Here is a 22,714-nt window from a genome sequence, read left to right as displayed (position 1 = left end):
AGTAAACTTTGATACATGCTCAGACTAACCCTGTCAACGCTCTTCACGCTGCTTTTTCTGATCCCCGCCTTCTCCCAAAATGTCAAAATAAGCATTGCAGCACCAAGGGTCCTCAACGACAGAAAAGCCATCCTTTTAACCCGGGAAAAAGGCTTTGCAGCGATCGTCCATTCCATTCAATTGGGCTTCGATACCACCCATTTGCAAATGGACAAGAACCTTCTTCCCGATCTGTATCAATTGCAAATATCTAAAATGAAAGGCTCGCTGACTTTCTTCTTTGAGTCCGGCACACAAATCAAACTGGATACTGCCGACCTGGCCAAATCCCTGGTAACGCATTCAAAAAGCAACCTGGAATGGCGGATGTTCCAGGACAGCATTCAGCTTCCCTCCGAAAAACGGACCGGCGCTTATCTGTTGCAGGAAGGCCGTGCGAGAAAAAAAGCAAGGACAGATAGTGCGGCCTACTGGCTCAGTAAGCAAGTTGCGGAAAGGGAGCAATTCATGACCAAAACGGGCGAATTCATTGCCCAGCACCCACATTCTTATGTAAGCCTTTATTTACTCAAGGTCAATTGGTTTGGCTTGAAAAACCGAGGTTTGTTTGAGAAACTGGACCCCGCGCTCGCACACCATCGGAATTACAAGTTTTTGAAAAGTATGAATAGAGGAACAGTCCCAAACTAAACCTTCCAATGCGTTTCGACAGCTATCAGCCAAGCGATTTTTTGATACCCTACGTTAGGGCCTTCGCAATATCCGAAGCCGAAAACGAACAATCGTACAGGGTCCTGCCTGATACCGGACTGGTGATCGGGTTTCAATATAGAGGCAGGCTGTCGCACATGACCAATGACAAGACGGTCCAGCTTGACACTTTCGGTCTTACCGGGCTTCACGATACATTCCGGATTTTCAAAAATTCCGCCGATACCGGTAGTGTATTGGTCTACTTTAAGGAAGGGGGTGCGGCCGCTTTCTTTCCTCTGCCCATCCACGAGCTTTTCCGGGAAAGTGTCTCGCTTGACAATTTCATGTTACGTTCGGATTTATTACTTCTCGAGGAAAGACTCTGTGAAGCAAAAACCGACACTGACAGAATAAAAATTGTCGAACAGTTTCTGATGGCCCGGTTAAGGCCGGTCACTATGGACAACCTCGTTGTAGCGGCACTGGCATTGATCCATCAAAACAAAGGCAATATCCGGATCGGAGAATTGGTGACGAAATTAAACATCAGCCAAAGTCCATTGGAGAAACGATTCAGGCAGGTTGTCGGGACTTCTCCAAAAAAGTTTGCTTCCATCGTTCGCTTCAAGCACACGATCCAGCAATACAATCCGCAAACTTCCTTGACCGACCTGGGGTACGAAGCCGGCTTTTACGACCAGGCCCATTTCATCAAGGAGTTCAAATCGTTCACCGGAGAAACTCCGGAAAGTTTCTTTTCCGCCGCGAAATAAACGATTTTTTACAATGACCCCCTTCCGGTCTGGTTGATCTTTGTTGTATCAATTTTAAAACCGCTCAACCATGTTTACCATCAATCAAATCAAAGAAGCACATTCAAAAGTCAAAAGTGGCGCAGATTTTCCCGGCTACATTCGCGAAATAAAAGCATTGGGAGTCACATCGTATGAACATTTTGTTTCAGACGGGCATATCCAGTATTTCGGCAACGAAAAATTCAGCATTGCAGCCGATCCGAAATGGCCGGCCCGCGACGTCAAAGGATCCGGAATAACTTCGGAATTGAAAAGTGCGTTGCTAGTCCACCAGCAAGGAGGGACAGATTATACGACTTTCTGCAAACAAGCCGCTGAACTCGGCGTTGAAAAGTGGATTGTGGATATCGAACAAATGCTATGTACTTATTATGATGGGGTCGGACACGAAATGCTTATAGAAGTTATCCCGGGATAATACAAGCCGAAATGAAGGGAGCGCGCATTCACTCTTCCCCCCAATCAGCTGGCAGCAGGGTCGACAACCGATCAAATGCCAGGTCACCGTCTACGAAAAGACCCATTGGCTTTACGATCCAACCCTGCGCGGTAAAGACAATATGTTTTTGCGGAAGAACCATTTCGGAGTAGGCGTAGTGCATATCCGCATAGGGAGAAGTACCCCTCCTCTTTGTAAAAAAGACTTCCAAGGGCAAAGCCGATTCCAATATCCTTTCAGAATCCAGCTTTCCCTGCCGGATTAAATGTGAAGCCGCTACTTCTATCCTATTGGACCCCGGGTCAGAAATCCGGGGCTTCCGTGTATTTCCAAGAATGAGCATGGGTCGGGCCAATGAGTCTTTAATCTGGTAAATCCTAAAACCGTCATGGTCCGTCGTATTGGAGGCCATGCTGATCAGCAAGTGTTTCAGCGATCCTTTAAAGGCTTCTTTCCGGTTCGTTCTCCAGCGATCCTTTTGATTTTCGTCTTTCGGTGCCAAACTTTCGAAACGGGTACTTCCGCCATAATAAACCCGGTCCCCGAACAAGTTAAAATCTTCGATATCTGAAAAATTCGGTAGCCCAATCCCTGGTTTTCAACAACAAGGGGTTCGGCCGATTTGGCCCTGAGATGTCCTTCTTCATCGTCATAAATCCTGAGTACCTGCGGGTTTAGGATTTTGCATTGCTTTTTGAAGCGGCTTTCTCCCAATAGTTCGGTCGTGATGATCTTCAGGAGCTGTTCTCTCTTGGGATCCTTCTTCCCGCGGACCACAAATTCTTGCAAATCGATTCCCTGTTTCAATTTAAAAGCTACCTCCTTCATTCCAGGCTGTTCGAAACGTATATCCTGTTTCAGGGTCTGATAACCTAAAAAGGATATACGGATATCCAAGTCGCCCACAGGCAGTTTTTCAATCCTGAAATTCCCGTTTTCGTCTGTCTGCGTTGCTATGCTGGAATTATTGAGAAATACATAGGCCGATTGGAGCGGCTTGCCGGTTTGGCCATCGCTAACTTTTCACGCGAGGCTGACCAGGTTCTCTTGCGCGGAGGAAAACAGTGCATATAAAATTAGAACTGCAATGAAACACAAGTCTCTCATCTATAGATCTTTTGTGATAATAAGACGCTGAGGTCGCAGGTACGCACCGCTGAATTTCACCATGAAATTGTTGCCTGTTTTGTCATTAATATATATCCATAATTCCTCTATATTTAATAATCAAAAAACTTTCTATGGAAGAATTGGTCAAAATATTTAAACACCTATCAAGGGATTTATTTTTTTACTGCCTGCCGGGTATTGTTTTTTCCGCCAATTTATTATACCTGGACTATTTATTCAACGCCGGCCTTACTTTAACATTCATCCGGAGTCTCACTGCATATTGGATCATATGCGTAGCGTTTGCGAGCTACATACTGGGGCATATTTGCTTTTCCCTAACGTATTGGATAACACGTCGCTTCGAAAAAAAAGCGATTTCATTTGTATCCTATCTAACGGATGGCTCGAGGGATATTGATGTTCATTCTTCAGACCTAACTTCTGATGAGGAAGTATATGTGTTTATTAAATCGAAGGAACTTTATGAGCAATTCATTGAGAGATATAATCTATTATCACTTTTACGGTGGAATATATCCGGCACCCTTGTCATTTCTGTGTTAATTAATCTGGCTTCTCTGATGGTTTTTCAGTATTCAACAATTTGCGCCATTTTAACGGGGTGTGAATTTTTGTCTGCCTGTAGTCTCTATCTTCTATCTCTAGAAAATGAAATTACCTTCACGAAAAGAATAAAACTGGTGAACAAGGTAATTAGGGGTAATTTAATCGATGTAGAAATAGTATCAAAAAACGCTTTGTCTGAGCAGTCGTCATGAAAAGATTCGACTATCCGGCCAATCGGGAGCAAACACCATTACCAGATCTTATAAAATGTGCTAGCTACGAGCACTGTTAATTCGATCAGGCAATATTCTCCAATTTATTAGAATACATGCAAACCAATCGGCTATTCCTCATGAAAATCTCCGCAAGCATTAAAAGTGAATATAACCAACACGAAGTCAAGGTAGAAACTAATGGCGCTGCAAAAGCGCTGCACATTGTCCCCAAAACAACCGGCTTTGGCTCTTCGGTAAATGGGGGAGAAATGCTTGTACTTGCTTTGGCTACCTGCGTTTGCAATGATATTTACCGTGAAGCGGCCAAAAGAAACCTGGTTGTAAATGGTGTTGAAGTGGAATGCACTGCCGACTTTGGCGCGGACGGCGAGCCCGGCAGGAATTTTGAATATAAAGTAAATATAATATCCCCTGCAGATGAAACGGACATTCAGGAACTCATCCACGATACCGATCAGATCGCCGAAATTCATCAAACATTAAGGAAAGGGGTTGCTATTACGCTTGTTAGATAATCCGACTTAATTCTTGAATTATATCTATATTTTAATGGGATATTAACATGTCAAAGCAGCAGCGGTGATAAAATAGGAATTTTAGAAAAAGGTAACGCTCCTCATATTCTCTCTTTAAAGGTTATTCCCTACATTGCCGCAAACTTGACGTTATGAAACTTTCCTTCGCTTTAATTAGTGTCACAATTCTTCTTGTGACGGGCCTCTCCGCAATGGCCCAATCCGAAGCAGAAAAACTAAACTTACCAGGCGATAATCTTAATCTTTATGCAGTTATGAAACTCTTTCAGGATTCGAAAAGCCTGGAAGGTTTCGAGAAAGCAATGAATGAAGAAAAATCGGAAATCAATAACCTGGATCTCGACGGCGACACTCGTATTGATTATATCCGGGTAACCGACAAGGTTAATAGCAACATCCACATCATTACGCTTAATATCGCTGTAAATGAACACGAAGAGCAGGATTTGGCAGTTTTCTTTGTCGAAAAACGCGATAATGGCCAGATGCTCATACAGCTCGTGGGGGACGAGGACCTGTATGGGAAAGATTACATTATCGAGCCGGTTGACCAGACATACAAGGAAACACCTCCTCCGTCCCTGAGCGGTAAAAAAGAACCTGCGCAAGCGCACAGTACGATCCCCAATGCAATCGCCTCATGGCCCCTGGTAAAATTCATTTTCTTCCCGAACTATACGGTATGGAGATCGCCCTGGCGGTGGCGCTATTATCCTTCGTACTGGAAATCGTGGACTCCTCAGTACTGGCACTTCTATTACGGTTACCATTCCTATCTGCGCCCTTACTATATTAAAAACTTCCGGAGATGGCCCTATTTCCGCAATCCTGTCTGGTACAGTCACTACTACGGGGGGAATTTTCGCTCCCAGTCTATGACGGTCAGGACAAAACTGGCCAGGGGCGAATATAAGGTCACTTATTCGAAACCAGCCTCCTTGAAAGAAGGGGCGGCTCTTTATCTAAAAAATAACCCGCGAAGGGCTGCCACCCGGCCTGTCGTCAGCCCTGAAAACAAGAAAGACCAAAAACAGTCAAGGCCTGGAACTACCAAACAATCGAAGAGGAAGTCCGGCACACGCAAGACGCGCAATCACAAAGCTTCGACAAAAAAAACAACATCCAAGCCCAGTAAATCGCGCCAAAATTCACCCCATGCAAAAGTTAAAAATGATTGATTCAAAGTCCTGCGATATACTTCTGGCCACCGAGTGAACGCATTTGCCGGACAATCTGCCCCGTGCGTTTATTCACGTATGCCGACGGGTTTTTGATGGAGAATCGGATAGGGTTCGGAAGCACGGCTGCAATGCGGGCCGCTTCGTGCCGGGTCAGTTTCTTGGCAGATTTATTGTAATACCTCAATGAAGCAGCTTCCACTCCAAAGGTCATTTTGCCCATTTCGGCCACATTCAGATACACTTCCAGTATCCGCTCCTTATCCCAGATCACCTCGATCAAAATGGTAAAATAGGCTTCCAAGCCCTTCCTGATAAAGCTTCGTCCCTGCCACAAGAAGACATTTTTGGCGACTTGCTGGGAAATGGTGCTGGCTCCGCGCGCACGTTTTCTCTTTTCGGTTACTGCATTGTATATCTGGTCAAAATCGAACCCCCAGTGCTTGGGAAAATTCTGATCCTCGGATGCTACTACCGCAAGCGCGGCCTCCTTGGAGATATTTTCGTAAGGCTCCCAATCATGAAAAATTTCCGTGTCCTCATCCCTGCCGAAAGCCTCAATCTTTTTCGAAATCATATAGGGCGTTATCCAAACAGGCAAAAATCTAAGAATGACCACCCAGACAATTGAAACAACTATAAAGAGAATGAAAATACGGAGCGCAATAAATTGCAAACGGCGGAGCATAAAACTTTTTTACTTCTAAAACAGAAACCAAACGACCAAACGAGCGTACAAAGAACAGAAACTAATCAGGTTTAGACAAAGAAATCCAAAACCATATTTATCAATTTTCAATCCCTGTCCCTGTATCTGATGAATGAAGATCTCCTCAGCTTTGTCTGGCGCTTTCAATATTTTGACACTTCAGACCTCCAAACAGATGAAAATCTGACCCTTTCAGTCATTCGGACGGGTTACAAAAACATAAACGCCGGACCGGATTTTTCACAGGCTGCCGTGATGATCGCCCAAGTTGAATGGCACGGAAGCATAGAGATCCACGTAAAATCCTCGGATTGGTTCCTGCACACCCATGAGAAGGACCTGGCTTACGAAGGCGTGATATTGCATGTGGTATGGGAAAATGACAAACCAGTCATACGAAGCGATGGGACATTGTTGCCAACCCTGACCCTGAAAAACTTGATAAATCAATCGGTAATAGAACGTTATGCTGCATTACAGGATGTGAAGGAAGGTGTCCCCTGTGCTAATATGTTCCATCAAATTATCGAAATCCAGAAGTACTCCATGCTCGACCGCGTTTTACTGGAAAGACTGGACCGAAAGGCGGCCGACGTGGTGAAACTCTATGAAGAAAATCAGAAAGACTGGGAAAAAACGGCCTATCATTGGCTAGGAAGGCATTTTGGGTTTAAGCTGAATGACCACGCGTTTGCCAGGCTGACCCGGATCACCCCATGGAAACTGATTCAGAAGCACCGTGGCCATTTGGTACAGATAGAAGCATTGCTTTTCGGGATGGCCGGGCTGATACCAGAAGACTCCGAAGAAAACTATGTTCGACTGCTTCGAAAAGAGTTTCAGTTTTTGAGTACCAAGTACAAGCTCGCCGGCCAGTTCATGTGGGAGCATGAATGGAAGTATGCGAAACTTCGCCCTGCGGGTTTCCCCACAGTCCGCCTGGCGCAGTTGGCAAAGTTGTTGAGCAGAGAGGGGAGTTTGTTTTTGCTGCTGACTTCCGCTGATTCGGCGAGTGACTTACAGGAAGTCTTTCACGGAACACAATCGGATTATTGGACAGAACATTATGTTTTTGGCAGAAAATCAAAAAATAAGGTCCCAGCAATGGGAAGGGATGCGTCTGCGCTGCTGGTGATCAACGTCGCAGTGCCCCTTCTGGTCGCGTTTTCAAAGCTACGTCAGCAACCTGAATTGCTGGATAAGGCAATTTATTGGCTATCGCAGCTCCCTGCCGAAAACAATAGGATCACCCGGGAATGGGCAACGCTGGGAATGTCGGTCAAATCCGCATCAGATTCCCAGGCCTTAATTGAATGGTATAATCACTATTGTACGCCCAAAAGGTGCCTGGAATGTACGGTGGGAGGCATTCTCGTCCAGTCTTCCTAGCTTTTTACCAGGTTGACACCGGTAAGCAAAAAAACAGTCCCCACCAAAAACGGAACAATAGATTCCCATTTGGAAACTGTCATTCCCAGCACCGGTTTATCGGAGAGGAAGGCTACGCAGGCAAAAAGAAGGACAACGATGCCCAGAATGGTTAGTAATGCGCCGAAAAAACGTTTAAACTGGGTATTTTCCATTGATATTTTGAGGAGACTAAATGATGTTCTTGCAAAAATAGAAATAACTCGATGCTGTAAAAACTATATTCAGGCTTACAGCGCTTTCAGGCCCATTTTCTCCCCTTCCCGGATCATATACGCAAATGCCGACTCGTATTGATTGGGAATAATACCTTCCAGTATTGCTTCCCGCACCAGTTCTTTGATCATGCCCACCTCACGGGCCGGTTTCAGTCCGAAGGCTTCCATGATCATTTCGCCTGTAATAACAGGCTGGAAATTTCTGAGCTTGTCACGTTCTTCCAGATCTTTCAATTTCTGTTCAACCAGGTCAAAGTTATGCAGGTACTTCTTTACCTTTTCGGGATTCTTGGAAGTAATATCCGCCCGGCAAAGTTTCATCAGCGCTTCAATGTCCTCGCCCGCCTCGACCAGCAACCTGCGCATGGCCGAATCCGTAATTTCTTCTTTGGATAAAACAATGGGACGCAAATGCAGCCTCACCAGCTTTTTCACAAACCGCATTTTTTCGTTCAGCGGTAATTTCATCCGTTTGAAAATGACGGGCACCATGCGAGCACCGACTTCTTCATGGTTATGAAATGACCAACCAATCTTTTTGTCGAATTTCTTGGTGGCAGGCTTGGCAATGTCGTGCAAAATAGCTGCCCAACGGAGCCACAGGTCGTCGGTATGCTGGGAGACGTTGTCTAAAACCTGCAAAGTGTGGTAAAAATTATCCTTGTGCCCCTTTCCATCGATATTCTCCACACCCAACAGTTCGATCATTTCAGGAAAAATGATCGCCAGCAATCCCGCATGAAAAAGCAGTTTGAACCCGTAGGACGGTGTTGGCGAAAGAATGATCTTGTTCAATTCGTCCGAGATCCGTTCCATGGAAACAATCGAGATACGGTCCTTCATTTTGATGATCGCTTCGAACGTACTGGGTTCAATATCGAAATTCAATTGGCTTGCAAAGCGGATCGCCCGCATCATACGTAACGGGTCGTCGGAAAATGTAATTTCGGGTTCAAGCGGGGTACGCAGTATTTTTTTGCGTAAATCGCGTATTCCGTCAAATGGATCAATCAGGTCTCCAAAGGAATTTTTATCCAGGCTGATCCCCATGGCATTAATGGTAAAATCCCGCCTGTTTTGGTCGTCGGCCAATGTGCCGTCTTCCACCGCAGGTTTGCGGGAATCGGCGCGATAGGATTCCTTTCGGGCACCTACAAATTCTATCTCCAGATCCCCCTGGCGGATTTGTGCGGTTCCAAAGGTTTTAAAAATGCTGACAAGTACATCGGGACCCAATTGACCCGCCACCAGTTCGGCCAGCTCTATCCCGCTGCCGACAGAAACAATATCGATATCCTTGCTATTCCTTTTGAGGACCAGGTCCCTGACAAAACCGCCTATCACATAGGCCTCCACACCAAGCTCCTCCGCTGCCTTCGCAACGATTTCCAATACCGGATAGCCTGACAATTGCTCTTTAAAATTCATGTGGCAAAGGTAAGCCATTGTTGGTGTTGTCACCAAGGATCAGCGCAAGTTGCCGTCGACAATGCTGGAAACGGCATCGTGTCATTCTCCCGGAGCGTTCCGATAGAACGTATAAAAACCCATTGTTTCCTGAAATTGAATTTCGCTGCGAGCCTCAATGAATTACCTTTCATGTAAAACACAATTTGGCCGTCTCTTAAATATTTGCAAAGGTCTGTTTTACTCCTGGTGGAGATTCAATTCCGAATTGATTAGGTTGTCAAAGCAGATTTTGAGTCTGTTTTGGTTACGTTGAAATTTCAACTATTCACCATAAAAAACGCCGTCCTCGGAAACCGGTCGAACAATTCATCCTTCAACTCCTTGCTGATTGGCAACCCGCCAACTGCCTCCGACATGCATTGCAGCCAGGCCACGGCGTCGTCCTCGGTAATCGTATGCGGCATGTGGCGGGCACGCATCATGGGATGACCATACACATCAGAATATAGTTGAGGCCCGCCCAGGAACTGGGTTAAAAACATTCTCTGCTTTTCTTTGATCAGATCTTTGTCACTTTTAAAAAGCCTCGAAATAAGCTCGTGCTCGAAGACCAGATCGTAAAATGTATCGGTCAGCTTTCTCAATGCTTCGTCCCCGCCGATCCGGACGTACAGTGATTCATTTTCCATTGTAATTTATTTGTCCCGTTCAAACAGGGAGTATATTTTTACCAGTCCGGCACAAGAGCTCCCACTGCCGTGTTCTGTTGTACCAAAGCTATTATCCATCTTGAAACTCCGATTCAAATGAAACAGTTTCTGCTCCTCTTGTTATTCCTCTTTATGGGTGTAAATGGCTATTCACAAAACCGGCTGCCTGCGCTGAAAGTCAAAAAAGGGGACAGGTATATTTCGGACGAGAAAGGAAACCCATTTTTCTGGCTCGGGGATACCGCCTGGGAACTGCTGCACAGATTGAGCTTGGAAGAGGCGAAAATGTATCTGAAAAACCGCGCCGATAAAGGTTATAATGTTGTACTTACCGTCATTAATGCCAATTTCGAAGGCCTGAACATTCCAAACAAATACGGGGAGATGGCTTTCGAAAATTTCGATCCGACAAAGCCCAACGAGAAATACTTCCGGCATGTGGACAAGGTCGTTGCAGAGGCCAATAAACTTGGCATTTACATTGGCATGCTTCCAGCCTGGGGAGATAAATTCAGTAAAAAGTGGGATAACGGCCCCGAAAGCCTGACACCGGAAAATTCAAAAATCTATGGCGAATATATTGCCAAGCGGTATAACGGGAAAGGTGTGATATGGGTTTTAGGGGGCGACCGTGACCCGGAAAAGGAAATCCATGGCCAAATCATCAACGCATTGGCAACTGCCATACAGAAAGTGGCAGGTGGGTCGCAGCTCATCACTTATCACCCGGCAGGGGCCAGTTACTCGTCCAAAAACTTCCATCAAGCGGATTGGCTCAGCTTGAATACAGTCCAGTCGGGGCATAATTTCCGACACCTTAAAAACTATCTGATGATTAGAAAAGACTATCAGCTGACGCCTCCGAAGCCGACACTGGACGCCGAGCCGCGATACGAGGACCACGCGATTAACTGGAAACCAGAACTGGGCTATTTCAATGATTTTGATACCCGCGAAGCTGCATGGTGGGCTTTTTTATCGGGTGCTTGCGGTCATACCTACGGATGTCATCCGGTTTGGCAAATGTTCGACAACGCCCTGCATAAACCCATGTCCTTTGCAAAAACCAACTGGCAGGTTGCCATCGACCTGCCCGGCGCGTTTCAGATGGGGTACATGAAAAAATTGGCGGCATCGCATCCCTGGGAAACGCTGGTCCCCCATCAGGAAATTATTCTGAATGATAACCCGGAAGGAGCAGGTTACCAGATCGCAAGTATGTCTGCGGCGAAGGATTTTGCTTTCGCCTATAGCCCGTCAGGGCTTCCCGTGAAACTAGACCTGACCAAATTCAGCGCGGTTAACCTGATCGCCTACTGGTTCAATCCAAGGGATGGATCAAGTTTGAAAATCGGGGAATTCACCAATGAAAGCGCAGCTGAATTCAAACCTTATGCGGCTGGCCCCGACACGGACTGGGTGTTGGTGGTCGATGATGCGGCAAAACCCTGGGCCGGCTATAATTTGAGGAAGTAAAACCAGACTAGCTCTCGAAACGCAAATGCTTCACCGATGCGCCCGAACGCGCAAGCTCAGTAAGTGCCTCAATACCGATTTCAAGGTGCTTCTTTACAAAATTATTCGTGACTTTTTTGTCACTCTCTTCCGTTTTCACACCTTCAGGAACAAGTGGGTTATCAGACACCAGCAGCAAAGCCCCGTGCGGAATTGAATTGGCAAAACCCACAATGAAAATAGTAGCCGTTTCCATATCGATCGCCATCGCGCGGATTTCTCGGAGATATTCCTTAAAACTATCGTCGTGTTCCCAGATCCTCCGGTTGGTGGTGTAAACTGTGCCGGTCCAATAGTCCATTTTGTATTTTGCAATGCTGGCGGAAACGGTGCTTTGTAAACGGAAAGATGGTAGCGCGGGAATTTCCGGCGGCATATAGTCGTCGCTGGTGCCTTCCCCACGGATTGCTGCAATGGGAAGGATCAAATCGCCAACCTGCGTTTTTTTAAGCCCCCCGCATTTACCTAAAAACAAAACAGCCTTGGGCTTGATCGCCGACAAAAGGTCCATCACGGTTGCGGCCATCGGGCTTCCCATGCCGAAATTGATGATCGTAATATCCTTTGCAGTGGCCGTTTGCATCGCCCTGCCCTGCCCTTTCACATCCACCCCGAACTTCTCTGCGAACATGGTCACATAGTTGCCGAAGTTGGTCAGCAGGATATAGCTTCCGAAATCTTCGACCGGGGTACCGGTGTAGCGCGGAAGCCAGTTTTCGACGATTTGCTCCTTGGTAGTCATGAAATTGAAAGCTTTATTGGCGTGGTTTGCCGGTATGTGTATCTTCGTTCATGGAATCATTGAACCTTCCCGGATTTGCTTATAAAGTTAAGCAGGTAAACGGGAAACCATACATTTTCGACATCATACGCAGGAAATTCGTTTCGCTGACCCCCGAGGAATGGGTCCGCCAGCACTTTATTCATCTGCTGATCACGCATTACGGCTATCCTAAATCACTGTTCGCAATAGAAACCGGTTTGCAATACCATACACTGGCAAAAAGGACGGACATTATGGTACTGTCGTCCAATTCGCTGCCCTTTTTGCTGGTCGAGTGCAAAGCCCCATTTATTGCAGTCAATGAGGCGACTTTTGCACAGATCAGCCGCTACAATTTCACGCTGCAACCTCAATTTCTGGCAGTTACCAATGGAATGAGCCACTATTGCTTCCAGGCCATAAACGGACAGATCCAGTTTATGGACGATTTCCCGTCTTACCGGGAAAACAACCTCTGATCCTGCTTTGTCCGGCAAAAAAGAAAGCCTGCCACAACCGGGCAGGCTTTACTACATTTATTAGCCATGAAAAAATCATTACTTACCGGCAACCAATTTCACGTCGATGGTGAAATCATCATGGATCATTTTGTCGCCAAGGTTTTCGAAGAATGATTTCGAATTGTATTTGATATCATATTTAGAGCGGTCAACAACAAGTGTGCCAGTCGCTTCTGCACCAGCAGCGGTGGTTTTAACGGTTACCGGAAAAGTCACCGGTTTGGTAATTCCTTTGATCGTCAGGTCGCCAGTCACGTCGTAAACACCAGCAGACTTCGGAGTTGCCTTGGTTACCACAAAAGTAGCAGTAGGGTGTTTTTCTACCGAAAAGAAATCATCTGACTTCAAGTGGCCGATCAATTTCGCGTTGTACTCTTTGTCGGTAAGGTCAGTATTGGTAATAGTCGTAAGGTCTGCAACAAATTTACCGCCAGTCAGCTTTGCACCGTCCAGGATGATAGTTCCCTCTTTCAGGGCAATTTTACCGGTATGTTCGCCGGTTACCTTTTTACCAACCCAGGTAAGCTCGCTTTTTGAGGTATTTACTTTCAGGTTAGTCACCTTTTTGTCCGCATTTTCAGCAGATACGTTGGAAGAAACAAACAAAGCGACGGCAAGAGATGCAACAAAAAGTTTAACAGATTTCATTGTAGTTTTCATTTTAAATTAAATTGATTGATTTATTGTGATTATTGTTTTGACCGGTGCGCCGGTGCGCCGGATCGCCGGATCGATGAATTCAATTGGCCGATTCCCGAAGCTTGTCCAGCATTTCGCTGAACCTGTCCGCTTCCTCCGTTGTGATGATGCTGAAACGTTCATCCCAGGCGTCTACAACAGGGTCCAGGTCTTTGAGCAACTTAAGGCCTTCTTCTGTGATCACCACGTCTACAGCCCGGCGGTCGCTCGGGCAGGAAGTCCGCTTTGCCAGGTCTTTTGCAAGCAGTTTGTCCACCAGCCGTGATGTATTGGAATTTTTATCCAGCATTCTTTCGGTGATATCGCTTACCTTAATAGGGTTCTGCTGCTGCCCCCGGAGGATTCTAAGCACATTATATTGCTGCGGGGTGAGGTCATACTCCTTCAACTGCTCGTGTTGCTTATATTCCAGCCAGTTGGTGGTGTACACCAGGTTCAGTGCCAGACGTTGATAAGCGCTCCGAAATTTATTTTGCTTGATATCAGTTTCAATAGACATAGCTGATCAATTTTAAATGTAAATAATGTATCTACATTTAATGTTGTAACATCTATTTGTCAGATAATAGTTCCTAACCTGAAAAAATATTTAAAAAAACGGAATGCCATATTTACAAAAAGACCTTATTCTCGCCTCTAACTCCCCCAGACGCAGGCAATTGCTGGCAGACGCCGGTTTCGAGTTTGAAGTTGAGGTCGTTCCTACCGACGAAACATTTCCCCCGGATTTACCTGTAGACAAAGTGGCGGGCTACATTGCGGCGGGCAAAGCAGAAATGTTTCGTGGTGTGCGCCCCTGCCATCTTGTACTGACCGCTGATACTGTTGTGATCGCAGACCGTCATATCCTCAATAAGCCCGCCAGCCAGGAGGAAGCATTCATGATGCTGAAGATGCTTTCCGGCAAAAGCCACCGGGTAATCACCGCGGTGAGCTTATTGGCCGGTGATTCCCTGCAAACCGTTTCCGATCAGGCGAAAGTTTACTTCCGTGAATTGGAAGATCCGGAAATAACCTACTATATTGAGCATTACAAACCCTTCGATAAGGCAGGTGCCTACGGTATTCAGGAATGGATAGGCATGGTCGGGATTGAAAAAATCGAAGGCTCTTTTTATACCATCATGGGACTTCCTGTTCAGGTTGTTTATCAAATGTTAAAGCCTTATTTCAGGCCGCACTAGCTCAACATGATTGCAGACAAATCGAAATTTATTCCACGGATTTGTTACGAGATTTTTGTCCGCTCCTTCTGTGATTCAAACGGGGATGGTATTGGTGATCTGCAAGGCATCATTTCCAAATTAGACTATCTCGCGGAACTGGGCATCGAGGCGATCTGGCTTACGCCCATTCATCCGTCGCCCAGCTATCACAAATACGACGTCATGGATTATTATTCCATTGAGCCGGAATATGGCACATTAGACGATTTCAAACGCCTGCTCCATGCCGCGCATGAGCGCAACATGCAGATTTACCTCGACCTGATCATCAATCACACCAGCACATTGCATCCGTGGTTTGCCGAAGCCAGAAAAAGCCACGACAACGTTTTTCGCAATTTCTATTGGTGGATGACTCCGCCCCAGATCGAAGCGCTGGGGATTTCAAGAAGGGAAACTTCGGACGACTCGCAGGTGGTGTACCCCTGGCACGACAACCCGGAAGATCAGGAAAAATACTACGGGCTGTTTTTCAAAGGCATGCCCGATCTCAATTACCATTCGGACGAACTGCGGCAGGAACTGGAAAAGATCATCCGGTTCTGGCTCCTAGATATTGGCGTGGACGGGTTCAGGCTGGATGCGGCCAGGCATATTTATCCCGATTGGGAAAAAGAAGAAAGTATTGGCTTCTGGGATTACTTTGCCAAACTGGTGGATCATATCAAACCCAGTGCATTCACCGTGGCCGAGGTCTGGGCCGAAACCGAGGAAGTGGCGCCCTATTTCCGGTATCTCAATGCGACCTTCCATTTTGACCTGAGCTTTGCATTGCAGCGCATTGTTGTTCACGAGAAAGATGAAGACATCGTTGAGAAGTTACAGGCCAGTTACGCATTGTTTGAAAAATATAATCCGCTTTTTATCGATGCGATTATGCTTACCAACCACGATCAGGATCGTATCGGAAGTGTCGTAGGGAATAATAAAGATAAAATAAAGCTTGCAGCCAGCATTCTATTGACGTTGCCCGGGCAGCCCTACATTTACTATGGCGAAGAAATCGGCATGCTGGGCACCAAGCCCGATCCCTACATCCGGGAGCCTTTTCTCTGGTCTGAAAATGAAGAAGAACATTCGGAGAACACCCATTGGATAAATGCCCAATTCTCTACCAACCAAACGATCGTTCCACTGTTTGAACAGAAAAAAGACCCGGATTCAGTATACAACCATTACCATTCGCTGATCACATTACGAAAAAAGGAGCCTGCGTTGAGCCAGATTTTCGCCCCGAACCTCCAACGCGTTTGCCTGCATGATGACCAACTGCTGGCATATTTCAGACCGCACGCAAATAAATCGCTGATCATCATCCACAACCTGAGCGGGCATTCCAAGAAATGGGAGCTACCGGAAGACAAAACCGATTTTAACAAAGTCCTTTTTTCAACAGACCCTTCACACTCCGGTATTCTTTCCAATACAGAACTTAGGCCCTATAAAAGCCTGATACTCTCGATGTCCTGAGGTGCAGCTGTATTCTGTAAGCCCGAACAGTAGGTTATGCGGGATAAGCTTCTTTTGTTAAAAACCATCGTATTGGTCTACCAAACCGCTTGTGCTATGAAGGCCCGTCTACTTTCCTGTCTATTGCTCTTGTCTGTCACTCAGATCTCGCAAGCCCAGAAATCCTACCCTACACTTGGAAAGATCATTTATGAAGATCCTTCATTAGAAAAGCTATTGCCAAAAGATTCCAGGGTAGAGGTACTTGCTTCGGGTTTCGATTGGTCCGAAGGGCCTGTCTGGAATAAAGAGGAAGGTTACCTGCTTTTTTCTGATGTGCCCAAGAACACGGTTTATAAATGGGAGGAAAAAACCGGGCTTTCTGTTTTTTTAAAACCTTCGGGCTACACCGGCCTGGGACTTTACAGCGATGAAGAAGGCAGCAACGGGCTCCTCATCGATAGCAAAGGCAGGCTCGTTTCTTGCGAACACGGCGACAGACGGATTTCCGCAATGCCGCTCAAAGGCGGCGGAAAAATGACCCTTGCCGACAGGTTCGACGGGAAGCGGTTCAATAGCCCCAATGATGTCACGGAACATGCAAACGGCAGCTATTATTTCACCGATCCCCCCTACGGATTGAGCAAAAAACACGAGGATGCCAGCCGCGAGTTAAAAGAGCTTGGCGTATATCGGATCGCGAAAGACGGTAAAGTGACGATGGAAATAGCGGATCTGACCAGGCCAAACGGGCTGGCCTTCTCTCCAGACGGAAAAACTTTATATGTGGCCCAATCGGATCCGGATCAGGCAGTGATTATGTCCTACCCGGTGGACGCTCATGGAAAGATCGGCTCGGGAAAACCGATTTATGACGCTACTCCAATGGTAAAAGCTGGTAAAACAGGACTGCCGGATGGATTGAAGACCGATAAGGATGGGAATATCTGGTCGTCGGGCCCGGGCGGGATGCTGATATTAACCCCCGCCGGAAAGCTGCTGGGCCGCATTGAAATGGGTGAGCTGACTTCCAATTGTGCCTGGGGAGACGACGGTACAACTTTATACATGACCGTCGACAGCTACATTTGCCGCATTAAAACATCAACGAAAGGAGCGGGCTGGTAGCCTATTTATCGGCCACTTTCCGAATAGACCTTAATGTGTTCTCTACTTCTCGCTTCACCACGGCCCAATTTGTCTTTCCATTTCTGTAAATATTGGTGTAAGCCTTATAAAGGACAAGCCGGTCTTCGGAAATCTTGTCCAGCTCTTCCGATATTACTTCTTTTCCAGATTGATTGGATGTTTTGTATTCATTGATCAGCACATTCCAGCGGCTTTCCAGGATATCCAGTTCGTACAAGACCAACTCACCGGTCTTGTCCATATCCTCGTATTGTGTAACCAGCTTCTGGTTGTAATCTGTCTTGGCATAATTGCTTTTGACGTCCTCTTCCATCATTTTGTCATAATCTCTTTTGTACGCATCCTTCCCGGTCGAAGTCGGCGAAGTCCGCGTCCTGTCCCGGTCGGGATCATCGTACCGGTCACTGGCCGAGGTTGTGCCATGCCTTTGATCATACCGCCGTTGGAGGGTTTCGGAACACGAGAAATGGGTAAAGGCGATAATCAGCGCAAAAAGACCTATCAGGTTCGTTTTCAATGGATTTCAGGTTAAAAATTGTGTCTCAGCCCGATGCTGAGGTTGGGATTAAAATAAAAGAATTTGGGAATTAACTCAAGATATCCCCCGCCTTCGACAAAAAAAGAAGCCGGTTTATCGGCAAAAAAGAATTCCAGGCCGACCGTCGCAGAAGGGCCCGTGGAAATATTGGTCGTGTACACCGATTTCACATCCCGGTCGGGATAATACCGGCGCGAATTAACCTGAACGCCGGGACCAGCGTAAGCCGTCATTCTCTCGTTGAATAAGGAGGCGTACCATAAATAGGTTGCATTGAACATCACACCGATGCTTCCAAGGTCATCGTTACTTACCTTGTAATTATCTTTACTCTTGAACAAACCGATATAGGTCCCAATGCTGATATCCAGTGCATTATGATCGCCATATTTTCTCACACTTACGCCGATAGGTTCTCCAACTTCAAAACCCAGCGCCCATTTCTGTGTTTGCGCCGATGCGGAGAGTGCGGATAGCAGGAAGGCAAGTAGTAAGGCAGGTTTTTTCATAAAATGATCGACCGGTTAAAATAAACTTCAATTTCTAGTGGTAAATGGTCCGTTGTATTTCAAATAACAAAAACAGTGCCATGCGTATATTCCAAAATGACGCTGGTCCGTTCGCTCAATTAGCTGGCTCATTTTGTTTCAGGATCAATTTCTTTCTAATATTGGGCCACATTTGCTTTTTAAGCCGTTCTTAACCAATCTCATCACGCACGTGGCCGAATCGAAAAACAGTAAAATTTTTAATGCCAAAGATCTTATAGCTTATTTTATCGTTGCAGGCACCGGCGCAGTTATCCAATTAGTTTCCAGCAGTTTAATCCAGGATTGGTTTGGCATTTCATGGAGCGCATCCATTTTCCCGTCCTACCTCGTTGGATTCGTTGTAGGCTTCACACTTACCAAATTATTCGCGTTCGATGCCAGGCGCACGAATCAGACACGCCGCGAAATGGTGAAGTTTTTCATGGTCGCCATCGTCTCCTACCTGGTTACCCAGCTATTCACCATCGGCTCCTACTGGCTGGCGGTAGACTTTTTGGGAATGGATGTTTACAAAGCGAAGCTGCCTTTTGGAAAAAAAGAAGTGAATATTACCGAAATGGGTTCCTATATCTGCGGGATGGGTTTCAGTTTCATTAGTAATTACATTCTTCACAAAACCTTCACGTTCAAGAGTACAGGTTTTTACGACCGCCTGAAAGAGCTGATCAAAGCATCTTAAAGCCTCTCAATAATAACAGCCGAAGCGCCCCCTCCACCGTTACAGATGGCAGCGAGGCCATATCTGCCCTTGTTTTTTTCCAGAACAGATAGCAAGGTGGTGATAATGCGCGCGCCCGAGGCACCCAGCGGATGGCCGAGCGAAACCGCCCCACCAAACACATTCACCCGATTCACATCCAATCCCAACTCTTTGATATAAGCCAATACAACGACTGCAAATGCCTCGTTCACTTCAAAATAGTCGATAGCTGAGATCGGCATTCCTGCTTTTTTCAGGACTTTTTTTGTGGCAATAATGGGAGTGGTGGTGAACCAGGCTGGTTCCTGCTCCGCGTCGGCATAGGCAACGATCCTGGCTATAGGTTTGAGGCCAGAAGCATTTACCGCTGACGAGCCCGAGAGTACCAGTGCCGCGGCGCCGTCGTTGATCGTGGAAGCATTGGCAGCCGTGACCGTTCCATCTTTTGAAAAAGCAGGCTTTAAAGAAGGTATCTTTTCAAATTTGACTTTCCTGAATTCTTCGTCTTCCGAGATCCAGGTGGACTCGCCGCCTTTTGGTGATGGTACCTCAACGGAAACAATTTCATTGGCAAACGAGCCATTCTCGGTAGACAAGGCACTTCTCTGGTACGACTGGATTGCGAATGTATCCTGTTCTTCGCGTGAAATGGCATATTTATTTGCCGTTCTGTCACCGCAAACGCCCATTCCGATCTGGTCGTAAACATCAGTAAGACCGTCTTTCAGCAAGCCATCGACGATTTCACCATTCCCGTAGCCATATCCGTATCTCGCTTTGGGGAGATAATAAGGGATCTGGGACATACTTTCCATACCGCCGGATACGACCAGTTCTGCGTCGCCCAGTTGAATAGATTGAGCTCCGAAAACCACTGCTTTCATGCCGGAAGCGCACACTTTATTAACCGTAGTACAAATCACATTTGCAGGCAGCCCCGCATATATGGCGGCCTGCCTGGCAGGAGCCTGGCCCAGATTGGCAGATACCACGTTCCCCATGAAAACTTCCTGAACTTGCTCCGGCGATACAGCGGACCTGGATAAAGCCCCCTGAATGGCAGTGGCACCCAACCGTGCTGCGTGAACAGACGACAAACTTCCCCCAAAACTGCCAATAGGCGTACGGACTGCAGATAATATAAAAACCTCTTCCTTCATAACTCCGGCTTGTCGAATGGTACAAGCCCAAAAATAGCAACTATCCCTGCAAATCCGAAGAGCTTTCGGGCAAATGGTCGTACTCTCCTTTCCAGGCATAAAACCCGAAAATGACCAGGCCAGCGCATATCGGAATAAAAATGAGGATAATGATCGACCACTGCAGCGTTGTATTGGTACGGGCAATGCCCTCAGCCGCAGCGGCTATCTTGTCCGCCGCCTGCATGAATAAAAACAGGATGATAACCGGCCCAAGCAGCATCCAAAGTATCCCTAGAAATTTCTTTAAAGAACTCATGATCAAATGTTTTTAAAATATCCGTTTCAAATCACTGGCTTTCAGTCCATCACATTGTTATCAACCCTGTTATCGATGTAAATCGCGCCGATTACAAAGGACAAGGCAGCGATACCGATGGGGTACCAGAGTCCCGAAAGCGGCGTTGAGCCGCTGAACGACGCAACCAGCGTTGCAATGAAAGGTACCAATCCACCGAAAACACCATTTCCGATATGATAAGGCAAAGACATAGAAGTATATCGGATCTGTGTCGGAAAAAGCTCGACTAAAAACGCGGCAATGGGTCCGTAAACCATCGTTACCAATAAAACCTGGAAGAAAACCAGCAGGATCACCATGATATAACTCTGACCGGTAAGCGTTACGTCCCTGATCAGCGTCTGCGGCTCCGGTAGCGGTTCCAGCACATCTTCCGGAATGATAACCACACTGGATTCTTTAAAAGTCATCCCGTTATTCAGCGTCTTCACAACTGTGGTTGTAATCAGAGAATCCAGCTTGTCCTTGACCAAGCCACGTTCTACAACAGGGTCGGAAGTGCTTTTCAATTCTGTTTTCTGCATTTCCTTTACGTTCGTAGCATCCAGGAAATACTGGTAGATCGGCCGGTAAAAAACGACGCCAAGCAGCATACCCGTAAGCATGATCCACTTGCGGCCCACTTTGTCGCTCCAAGAACCAAAAACCACGAAAAAAGGGGTAGCGAACAAGATCGCCCAAAGGAGTATATACCGGGATTCATTAAAGTCAAGCTTACAGGTATTTTCAAGAAATGACTGCGCATAAAACTGGCCGGTGTACCAGATTACCCCCTGCCCCATCGTAGCGCCAAATAGTGCCAGCAATACCATTTTGAAATTGGCCCGTTTCTGAAAACTCTCTTTCAGCGGGTTCGCCGATATTTTACCTTCCGATTTCAACTTCGTAAAAACCGGGGATTCGTGCATTTTCATCCGGATGTAGATCGACACGCCCACCAGCAAAATCGACACCAGGAACGGAATGCGCCAGCCCCAGTCTGCAAAGTCCTTGGCCCCCAGCAGATTCTTGGTCAATACAATAACACCTAATGAAAGGAACAGCCCTAATGTCGCGGTAGTTTGGATCCAGCTTGTAAAAAAACCCCTCTTGCCAACCGGGGCGTGTTCCGCCACATAAGTAGCCGCCCCGCCATATTCTCCGCCCAATGCAAGCCCCTGGACAAGTCTCAATATCAAAACTAGTATCGGCGCCGCATAGCCAATGCTGGAATAAGAAGGTATCAATCCAATTAAAAATGTGGAGCCACCCATCAGCACAAGCGTGAGCAGAAATGTATATTTCCGGCCTATAAGATCCCCCAGCCGACCAAAAACCAATGCGCCAAACGGACGGACTATAAATCCCGCCGCAAAAATGGCCAGCGTGTTGATCAGCGCCGAAGCACCCGCGTCACTGGGAAACAATTGCTGCCCGATGATAACGGCCAGGCTGCCAAAAATGTAGAAATCATACCATTCAATCAGCGTACCAAGGGAAGAAGCGGCAATTACCTGCGTAATGTTTTGGGTAACATTCTTGTCGGTAGAAGTCATTGGGTTAGGAAAGATGAGAATAAAACAATTTAGCTGAATAAGTCACGAGAACCATTTCATTACTCATGGATCAAAAATAAAGCCCTCCGGATTGGGTTCCAGAGGGCTTTTTAAAACTAGTACCATGTCTCAGAAATCGTCTTCGTCATCGTCGTCAGCTGCATTGAAAATATCGTCGGGATCTTCGATAACGATTTTACTGTCGTCGATGTCTTCATCAAATTCATCAACTACCTCCTCGTCATCGTCCGTGAGATCCAGATCTTCGTCGTCATCCTCATCGTCATCTCCAAGAAGGTCAGGATCTTGAGCAACCGCGCGGGTCTTCTGAGTATTTTCCGGATAGTCCGGGAAAACGGGTGGTTCTATGATCGGCTTGCTAGTGTCCGCAATTGCCGGCTCTCCTCTTTCGCGTATCATGTTTATTTATAAGTTAAAAGGTTTCGATAAATATACTTCCGGTTTCTAAATAATCATTCCATAATGACCAAGATACTTATTAAGTTTTTTCTCAAT

27 protein-coding genes and 1 pseudogene are annotated in these 22,714 nt (G+C 46.5%); 12 read left to right on the top strand and 16 right to left on the bottom strand.

Annotated features, from left to right (window positions below):
- The first annotated feature begins 15 nt into the window (after nt 1-15).
- From AC1XUF_RS21075 to AC1XUF_RS21065, 3 genes are all read left to right on the top strand, one after another.
- Nucleotides 16-690 carry a hypothetical protein gene (locus AC1XUF_RS21075; RefSeq protein WP_483343808.1) on the top strand — a complete coding sequence of 225 codons (675 nt, stop codon included), beginning with the start codon at nt 16-18 and terminating at the stop codon, nt 688-690.
- Between the two features lie 8 nt (nt 691-698).
- On the top strand, nt 699-1,466 hold the full coding sequence (locus AC1XUF_RS21070; RefSeq protein ID WP_483343807.1) for a helix-turn-helix domain-containing protein: 768 nt from the start codon (nt 699-701) through the stop codon (nt 1,464-1,466).
- Nucleotides 1,467-1,536: 70 nt separating this feature from the next.
- Nucleotides 1,537-1,926, top strand: coding sequence for a DUF1398 domain-containing protein (locus tag AC1XUF_RS21065; protein WP_483343806.1), 390 nt, complete (start codon nt 1,537-1,539; stop codon nt 1,924-1,926).
- 28 nt (nt 1,927-1,954) lie between these two features.
- Here AC1XUF_RS21065 and AC1XUF_RS21060 read toward each other — a convergent pair whose 3' ends face one another.
- Nucleotides 1,955-2,449 (bottom strand): hypothetical protein, encoded by a 495-nt coding sequence (locus AC1XUF_RS21060; RefSeq protein ID WP_483343805.1) that lies wholly within the window; start codon nt 2,447-2,449, stop codon nt 1,955-1,957.
- Nucleotides 2,377-2,958: pseudogene (locus AC1XUF_RS21055) on the bottom strand (carboxypeptidase-like regulatory domain-containing protein); the annotation flags it as partial. The gene AC1XUF_RS21060 and the pseudogene AC1XUF_RS21055, both read right to left, overlap by 73 nt.
- Nucleotides 2,959-3,979: 1,021 nt before the next feature.
- Between AC1XUF_RS21055 and AC1XUF_RS21050 the strand changes: the two are divergent.
- Complete coding sequence (locus AC1XUF_RS21050; protein ID WP_483343804.1) at nt 3,980-4,378, top strand: OsmC family protein; 399 nt, start codon at nt 3,980-3,982, stop codon at nt 4,376-4,378.
- A gap of 152 nt (nt 4,379-4,530) precedes the next feature.
- The gene (locus AC1XUF_RS21045) at nt 4,531-5,577 is read left to right on the top strand and encodes a hypothetical protein (protein WP_483343803.1); all 1,047 of its coding nucleotides are present in this window, start codon (nt 4,531-4,533) and stop codon (nt 5,575-5,577) included.
- 1 nt (nt 5,578) lies between these two features.
- On the opposite strand, the gene mtgA is transcribed toward AC1XUF_RS21045, so the two are convergent.
- Nucleotides 5,579-6,265: a monofunctional biosynthetic peptidoglycan transglycosylase gene (mtgA, locus tag AC1XUF_RS21040; protein ID WP_483343802.1), complete on the bottom strand. Its 687-nt coding sequence runs from the start codon at nt 6,263-6,265 to the stop codon at nt 5,579-5,581.
- A 129-nt stretch (nt 6,266-6,394) separates the two neighbouring features.
- On the opposite strand from mtgA, the gene AC1XUF_RS21035 reads away from it, so the two are divergent.
- Nucleotides 6,395-7,675, top strand: coding sequence for a DUF2851 family protein (locus tag AC1XUF_RS21035; RefSeq protein ID WP_483343801.1), 1,281 nt, complete (start codon nt 6,395-6,397; stop codon nt 7,673-7,675).
- Here the strand turns inward: AC1XUF_RS21035 and AC1XUF_RS21030 are convergent.
- The 4 genes from AC1XUF_RS21030 to AC1XUF_RS21015 all read right to left on the bottom strand — a co-directional run bounded on the left by AC1XUF_RS21030 (nt 7,672) and on the right by AC1XUF_RS21015 (nt 10,031).
- A complete protein-coding gene (locus AC1XUF_RS21030) occupies nt 7,672-7,869 on the bottom strand; it encodes a hypothetical protein (RefSeq protein ID WP_483343800.1) in 198 nt (65 codons plus the stop codon). The genes AC1XUF_RS21035 and AC1XUF_RS21030 overlap by 4 nt on opposite strands.
- 75 nt (nt 7,870-7,944) lie before the next feature.
- Nucleotides 7,945-9,360: a CCA tRNA nucleotidyltransferase gene (locus AC1XUF_RS21025; RefSeq protein WP_483343799.1), complete on the bottom strand. Its 1,416-nt coding sequence runs from the start codon at nt 9,358-9,360 to the stop codon at nt 7,945-7,947.
- Between the two features lie 29 nt (nt 9,361-9,389).
- Nucleotides 9,390-9,596 (bottom strand): type II toxin-antitoxin system HigB family toxin, encoded by a 207-nt coding sequence (locus tag AC1XUF_RS21020; protein ID WP_483344041.1) that lies wholly within the window; start codon nt 9,594-9,596, stop codon nt 9,390-9,392.
- A 63-nt stretch (nt 9,597-9,659) separates the two neighbouring features.
- Entirely contained in the window at nt 9,660-10,031 is a 372-nt protein-coding gene (locus AC1XUF_RS21015; protein ID WP_483343798.1) for a globin domain-containing protein, read from the bottom strand.
- Nucleotides 10,032-10,148: 117 nt separating this feature from the next.
- Between AC1XUF_RS21015 and AC1XUF_RS21010 the strand changes: the two genes are divergently transcribed.
- Nucleotides 10,149-11,528, top strand: coding sequence for a glycoside hydrolase family 140 protein (locus AC1XUF_RS21010; protein ID WP_483343797.1), 1,380 nt, complete (start codon nt 10,149-10,151; stop codon nt 11,526-11,528).
- Between the two features lie 7 nt (nt 11,529-11,535).
- On the opposite strand, the gene AC1XUF_RS21005 is transcribed toward AC1XUF_RS21010, so the two are convergent.
- Entirely contained in the window at nt 11,536-12,309 is a 774-nt protein-coding gene (locus AC1XUF_RS21005; protein ID WP_483343796.1) for an AMP nucleosidase, read from the bottom strand.
- A gap of 50 nt (nt 12,310-12,359) precedes the next feature.
- Between AC1XUF_RS21005 and AC1XUF_RS21000 the strand changes: the two genes are divergently transcribed.
- On the top strand, nt 12,360-12,809 hold the full coding sequence (locus AC1XUF_RS21000) for a type I restriction enzyme HsdR N-terminal domain-containing protein (protein WP_483343795.1): 450 nt from the start codon (nt 12,360-12,362) through the stop codon (nt 12,807-12,809).
- Between the two features lie 78 nt (nt 12,810-12,887).
- Here AC1XUF_RS21000 and AC1XUF_RS20995 read toward each other — a convergent pair whose 3' ends face one another.
- Nucleotides 12,888-13,499: a YceI family protein gene (locus tag AC1XUF_RS20995; protein WP_483343794.1), complete on the bottom strand. Its 612-nt coding sequence runs from the start codon at nt 13,497-13,499 to the stop codon at nt 12,888-12,890.
- 91 nt (nt 13,500-13,590) lie between these two features.
- Nucleotides 13,591-14,049: a MarR family winged helix-turn-helix transcriptional regulator gene (locus tag AC1XUF_RS20990; RefSeq protein ID WP_483343793.1), complete on the bottom strand. Its 459-nt coding sequence runs from the start codon at nt 14,047-14,049 to the stop codon at nt 13,591-13,593.
- 103 nt (nt 14,050-14,152) lie between these two features.
- On the opposite strand from AC1XUF_RS20990, the gene AC1XUF_RS20985 reads away from it, so the two are divergent.
- The 3 genes from AC1XUF_RS20985 (at nt 14,153) to AC1XUF_RS20975 (ending at nt 17,353) form a co-directional block, all read left to right on the top strand.
- Nucleotides 14,153-14,734, top strand: a complete 582-nt coding sequence (locus tag AC1XUF_RS20985; RefSeq protein ID WP_483343792.1) for a Maf family protein — start codon at nt 14,153-14,155, stop codon at nt 14,732-14,734.
- Nucleotides 14,735-14,740: 6 nt separating this feature from the next.
- Nucleotides 14,741-16,246, top strand: a complete 1,506-nt coding sequence (locus AC1XUF_RS20980; protein ID WP_483343791.1) for an alpha-amylase family glycosyl hydrolase — start codon at nt 14,741-14,743, stop codon at nt 16,244-16,246.
- Between the two features lie 96 nt (nt 16,247-16,342).
- Nucleotides 16,343-17,353 (top strand): SMP-30/gluconolactonase/LRE family protein, encoded by a 1,011-nt coding sequence (locus tag AC1XUF_RS20975; RefSeq protein ID WP_483343790.1) that lies wholly within the window; start codon nt 16,343-16,345, stop codon nt 17,351-17,353.
- Nucleotide 17,354: 1 nt separating this feature from the next.
- On the opposite strand, the gene AC1XUF_RS20970 is transcribed toward AC1XUF_RS20975, so the two are convergent.
- Nucleotides 17,355-17,891 carry a hypothetical protein gene (locus tag AC1XUF_RS20970; protein ID WP_483343789.1) on the bottom strand — a complete coding sequence of 179 codons (537 nt, stop codon included), beginning with the start codon at nt 17,889-17,891 and terminating at the stop codon, nt 17,355-17,357.
- Nucleotides 17,892-17,902: 11 nt separating this feature from the next.
- Nucleotides 17,903-18,421: a hypothetical protein gene (locus tag AC1XUF_RS20965; RefSeq protein WP_483343788.1), complete on the bottom strand. Its 519-nt coding sequence runs from the start codon at nt 18,419-18,421 to the stop codon at nt 17,903-17,905.
- 211 nt (nt 18,422-18,632) lie between these two features.
- On the opposite strand from AC1XUF_RS20965, the gene AC1XUF_RS20960 reads away from it, so the two are divergent.
- Nucleotides 18,633-19,142 carry a GtrA family protein gene (locus tag AC1XUF_RS20960; protein ID WP_483343787.1) on the top strand — a complete coding sequence of 170 codons (510 nt, stop codon included), beginning with the start codon at nt 18,633-18,635 and terminating at the stop codon, nt 19,140-19,142.
- On the opposite strand, the gene AC1XUF_RS20955 is transcribed toward AC1XUF_RS20960, so the two are convergent.
- The 4 genes from AC1XUF_RS20955 to AC1XUF_RS20940 form a co-directional block, all read right to left on the bottom strand.
- The gene (locus AC1XUF_RS20955; protein WP_483343786.1) at nt 19,139-20,323 is read right to left on the bottom strand and encodes an acetyl-CoA C-acyltransferase; all 1,185 of its coding nucleotides are present in this window, start codon (nt 20,321-20,323) and stop codon (nt 19,139-19,141) included. The genes AC1XUF_RS20960 and AC1XUF_RS20955 overlap by 4 nt on opposite strands.
- 40 nt (nt 20,324-20,363) lie before the next feature.
- Complete coding sequence (locus AC1XUF_RS20950; protein ID WP_483343785.1) at nt 20,364-20,621, bottom strand: DUF6814 family protein; 258 nt, start codon at nt 20,619-20,621, stop codon at nt 20,364-20,366.
- A gap of 41 nt (nt 20,622-20,662) precedes the next feature.
- A complete protein-coding gene (locus tag AC1XUF_RS20945) occupies nt 20,663-22,198 on the bottom strand; it encodes an MFS transporter (RefSeq protein WP_483343784.1) in 1,536 nt (511 codons plus the stop codon).
- Between the two features lie 129 nt (nt 22,199-22,327).
- Complete coding sequence (locus AC1XUF_RS20940) at nt 22,328-22,618, bottom strand: hypothetical protein (protein ID WP_483343783.1); 291 nt, start codon at nt 22,616-22,618, stop codon at nt 22,328-22,330.
- Nucleotides 22,619-22,714 lie beyond the last annotated feature (96 nt).

Source organism: Dyadobacter sp. HNCC25DJ185, from assembly GCF_056895195.1.
The sequence above is the reverse complement of the archived record's forward strand: the minus strand, read 5'-3'. Positions and strand labels throughout refer to the sequence as shown.

Excerpts from the sequence above, each read along its gene's own strand:
- AC1XUF_RS21070 (WP_483343807.1), top strand. The coding sequence starts at position 699 with ATGCGTTTCGACAGCTATCAGCCAAGCGATTTTTTGATACCCTACGTT.
- AC1XUF_RS21065 (WP_483343806.1), top strand. The coding sequence starts at position 1,537 with ATGTTTACCATCAATCAAATCAAAGAAGCACATTCAAAAGTCAAAAGT.
- AC1XUF_RS21050 (WP_483343804.1), top strand. The coding sequence starts at position 3,980 with ATGAAAATCTCCGCAAGCATTAAAAGTGAATATAACCAACACGAAGTC.
- AC1XUF_RS20965 (WP_483343788.1), bottom strand. The coding sequence starts at position 18,421 with ATGAAAAAACCTGCCTTACTACTTGCCTTCCTGCTATCCGCACTCTCC.
- AC1XUF_RS20990 (WP_483343793.1), bottom strand. The coding sequence starts at position 14,049 with ATGTCTATTGAAACTGATATCAAGCAAAATAAATTTCGGAGCGCTTAT.
- AC1XUF_RS20995 (WP_483343794.1), bottom strand. The coding sequence starts at position 13,499 with ATGAAATCTGTTAAACTTTTTGTTGCATCTCTTGCCGTCGCTTTGTTT.
- AC1XUF_RS20985 (WP_483343792.1), top strand. The coding sequence starts at position 14,153 with ATGCCATATTTACAAAAAGACCTTATTCTCGCCTCTAACTCCCCCAGA.
- AC1XUF_RS20980 (WP_483343791.1), top strand. The coding sequence starts at position 14,741 with ATGATTGCAGACAAATCGAAATTTATTCCACGGATTTGTTACGAGATT.
- AC1XUF_RS21010 (WP_483343797.1), top strand. The coding sequence starts at position 10,149 with ATGAAACAGTTTCTGCTCCTCTTGTTATTCCTCTTTATGGGTGTAAAT.
- AC1XUF_RS20955 (WP_483343786.1), bottom strand. The coding sequence starts at position 20,323 with ATGAAGGAAGAGGTTTTTATATTATCTGCAGTCCGTACGCCTATTGGC.
- AC1XUF_RS21000 (WP_483343795.1), top strand. The coding sequence starts at position 12,360 with ATGGAATCATTGAACCTTCCCGGATTTGCTTATAAAGTTAAGCAGGTA.
- AC1XUF_RS21075 (WP_483343808.1), top strand. The coding sequence starts at position 16 with ATGCTCAGACTAACCCTGTCAACGCTCTTCACGCTGCTTTTTCTGATC.
- AC1XUF_RS21045 (WP_483343803.1), top strand. The coding sequence starts at position 4,531 with ATGAAACTTTCCTTCGCTTTAATTAGTGTCACAATTCTTCTTGTGACG.
- AC1XUF_RS21035 (WP_483343801.1), top strand. The coding sequence starts at position 6,395 with ATGAATGAAGATCTCCTCAGCTTTGTCTGGCGCTTTCAATATTTTGAC.
- mtgA (WP_483343802.1), bottom strand. The coding sequence starts at position 6,265 with ATGCTCCGCCGTTTGCAATTTATTGCGCTCCGTATTTTCATTCTCTTT.
- AC1XUF_RS20975 (WP_483343790.1), top strand. The coding sequence starts at position 16,343 with ATGAAGGCCCGTCTACTTTCCTGTCTATTGCTCTTGTCTGTCACTCAG.
- AC1XUF_RS20950 (WP_483343785.1), bottom strand. The coding sequence starts at position 20,621 with ATGAGTTCTTTAAAGAAATTTCTAGGGATACTTTGGATGCTGCTTGGG.
- AC1XUF_RS20940 (WP_483343783.1), bottom strand. The coding sequence starts at position 22,618 with ATGATACGCGAAAGAGGAGAGCCGGCAATTGCGGACACTAGCAAGCCG.
- AC1XUF_RS21015 (WP_483343798.1), bottom strand. The coding sequence starts at position 10,031 with ATGGAAAATGAATCACTGTACGTCCGGATCGGCGGGGACGAAGCATTG.
- AC1XUF_RS21025 (WP_483343799.1), bottom strand. The coding sequence starts at position 9,360 with ATGAATTTTAAAGAGCAATTGTCAGGCTATCCGGTATTGGAAATCGTT.
- AC1XUF_RS20945 (WP_483343784.1), bottom strand. The coding sequence starts at position 22,198 with ATGACTTCTACCGACAAGAATGTTACCCAAAACATTACGCAGGTAATT.
- AC1XUF_RS21005 (WP_483343796.1), bottom strand. The coding sequence starts at position 12,309 with ATGACTACCAAGGAGCAAATCGTCGAAAACTGGCTTCCGCGCTACACC.
- AC1XUF_RS21030 (WP_483343800.1), bottom strand. The coding sequence starts at position 7,869 with ATGGAAAATACCCAGTTTAAACGTTTTTTCGGCGCATTACTAACCATT.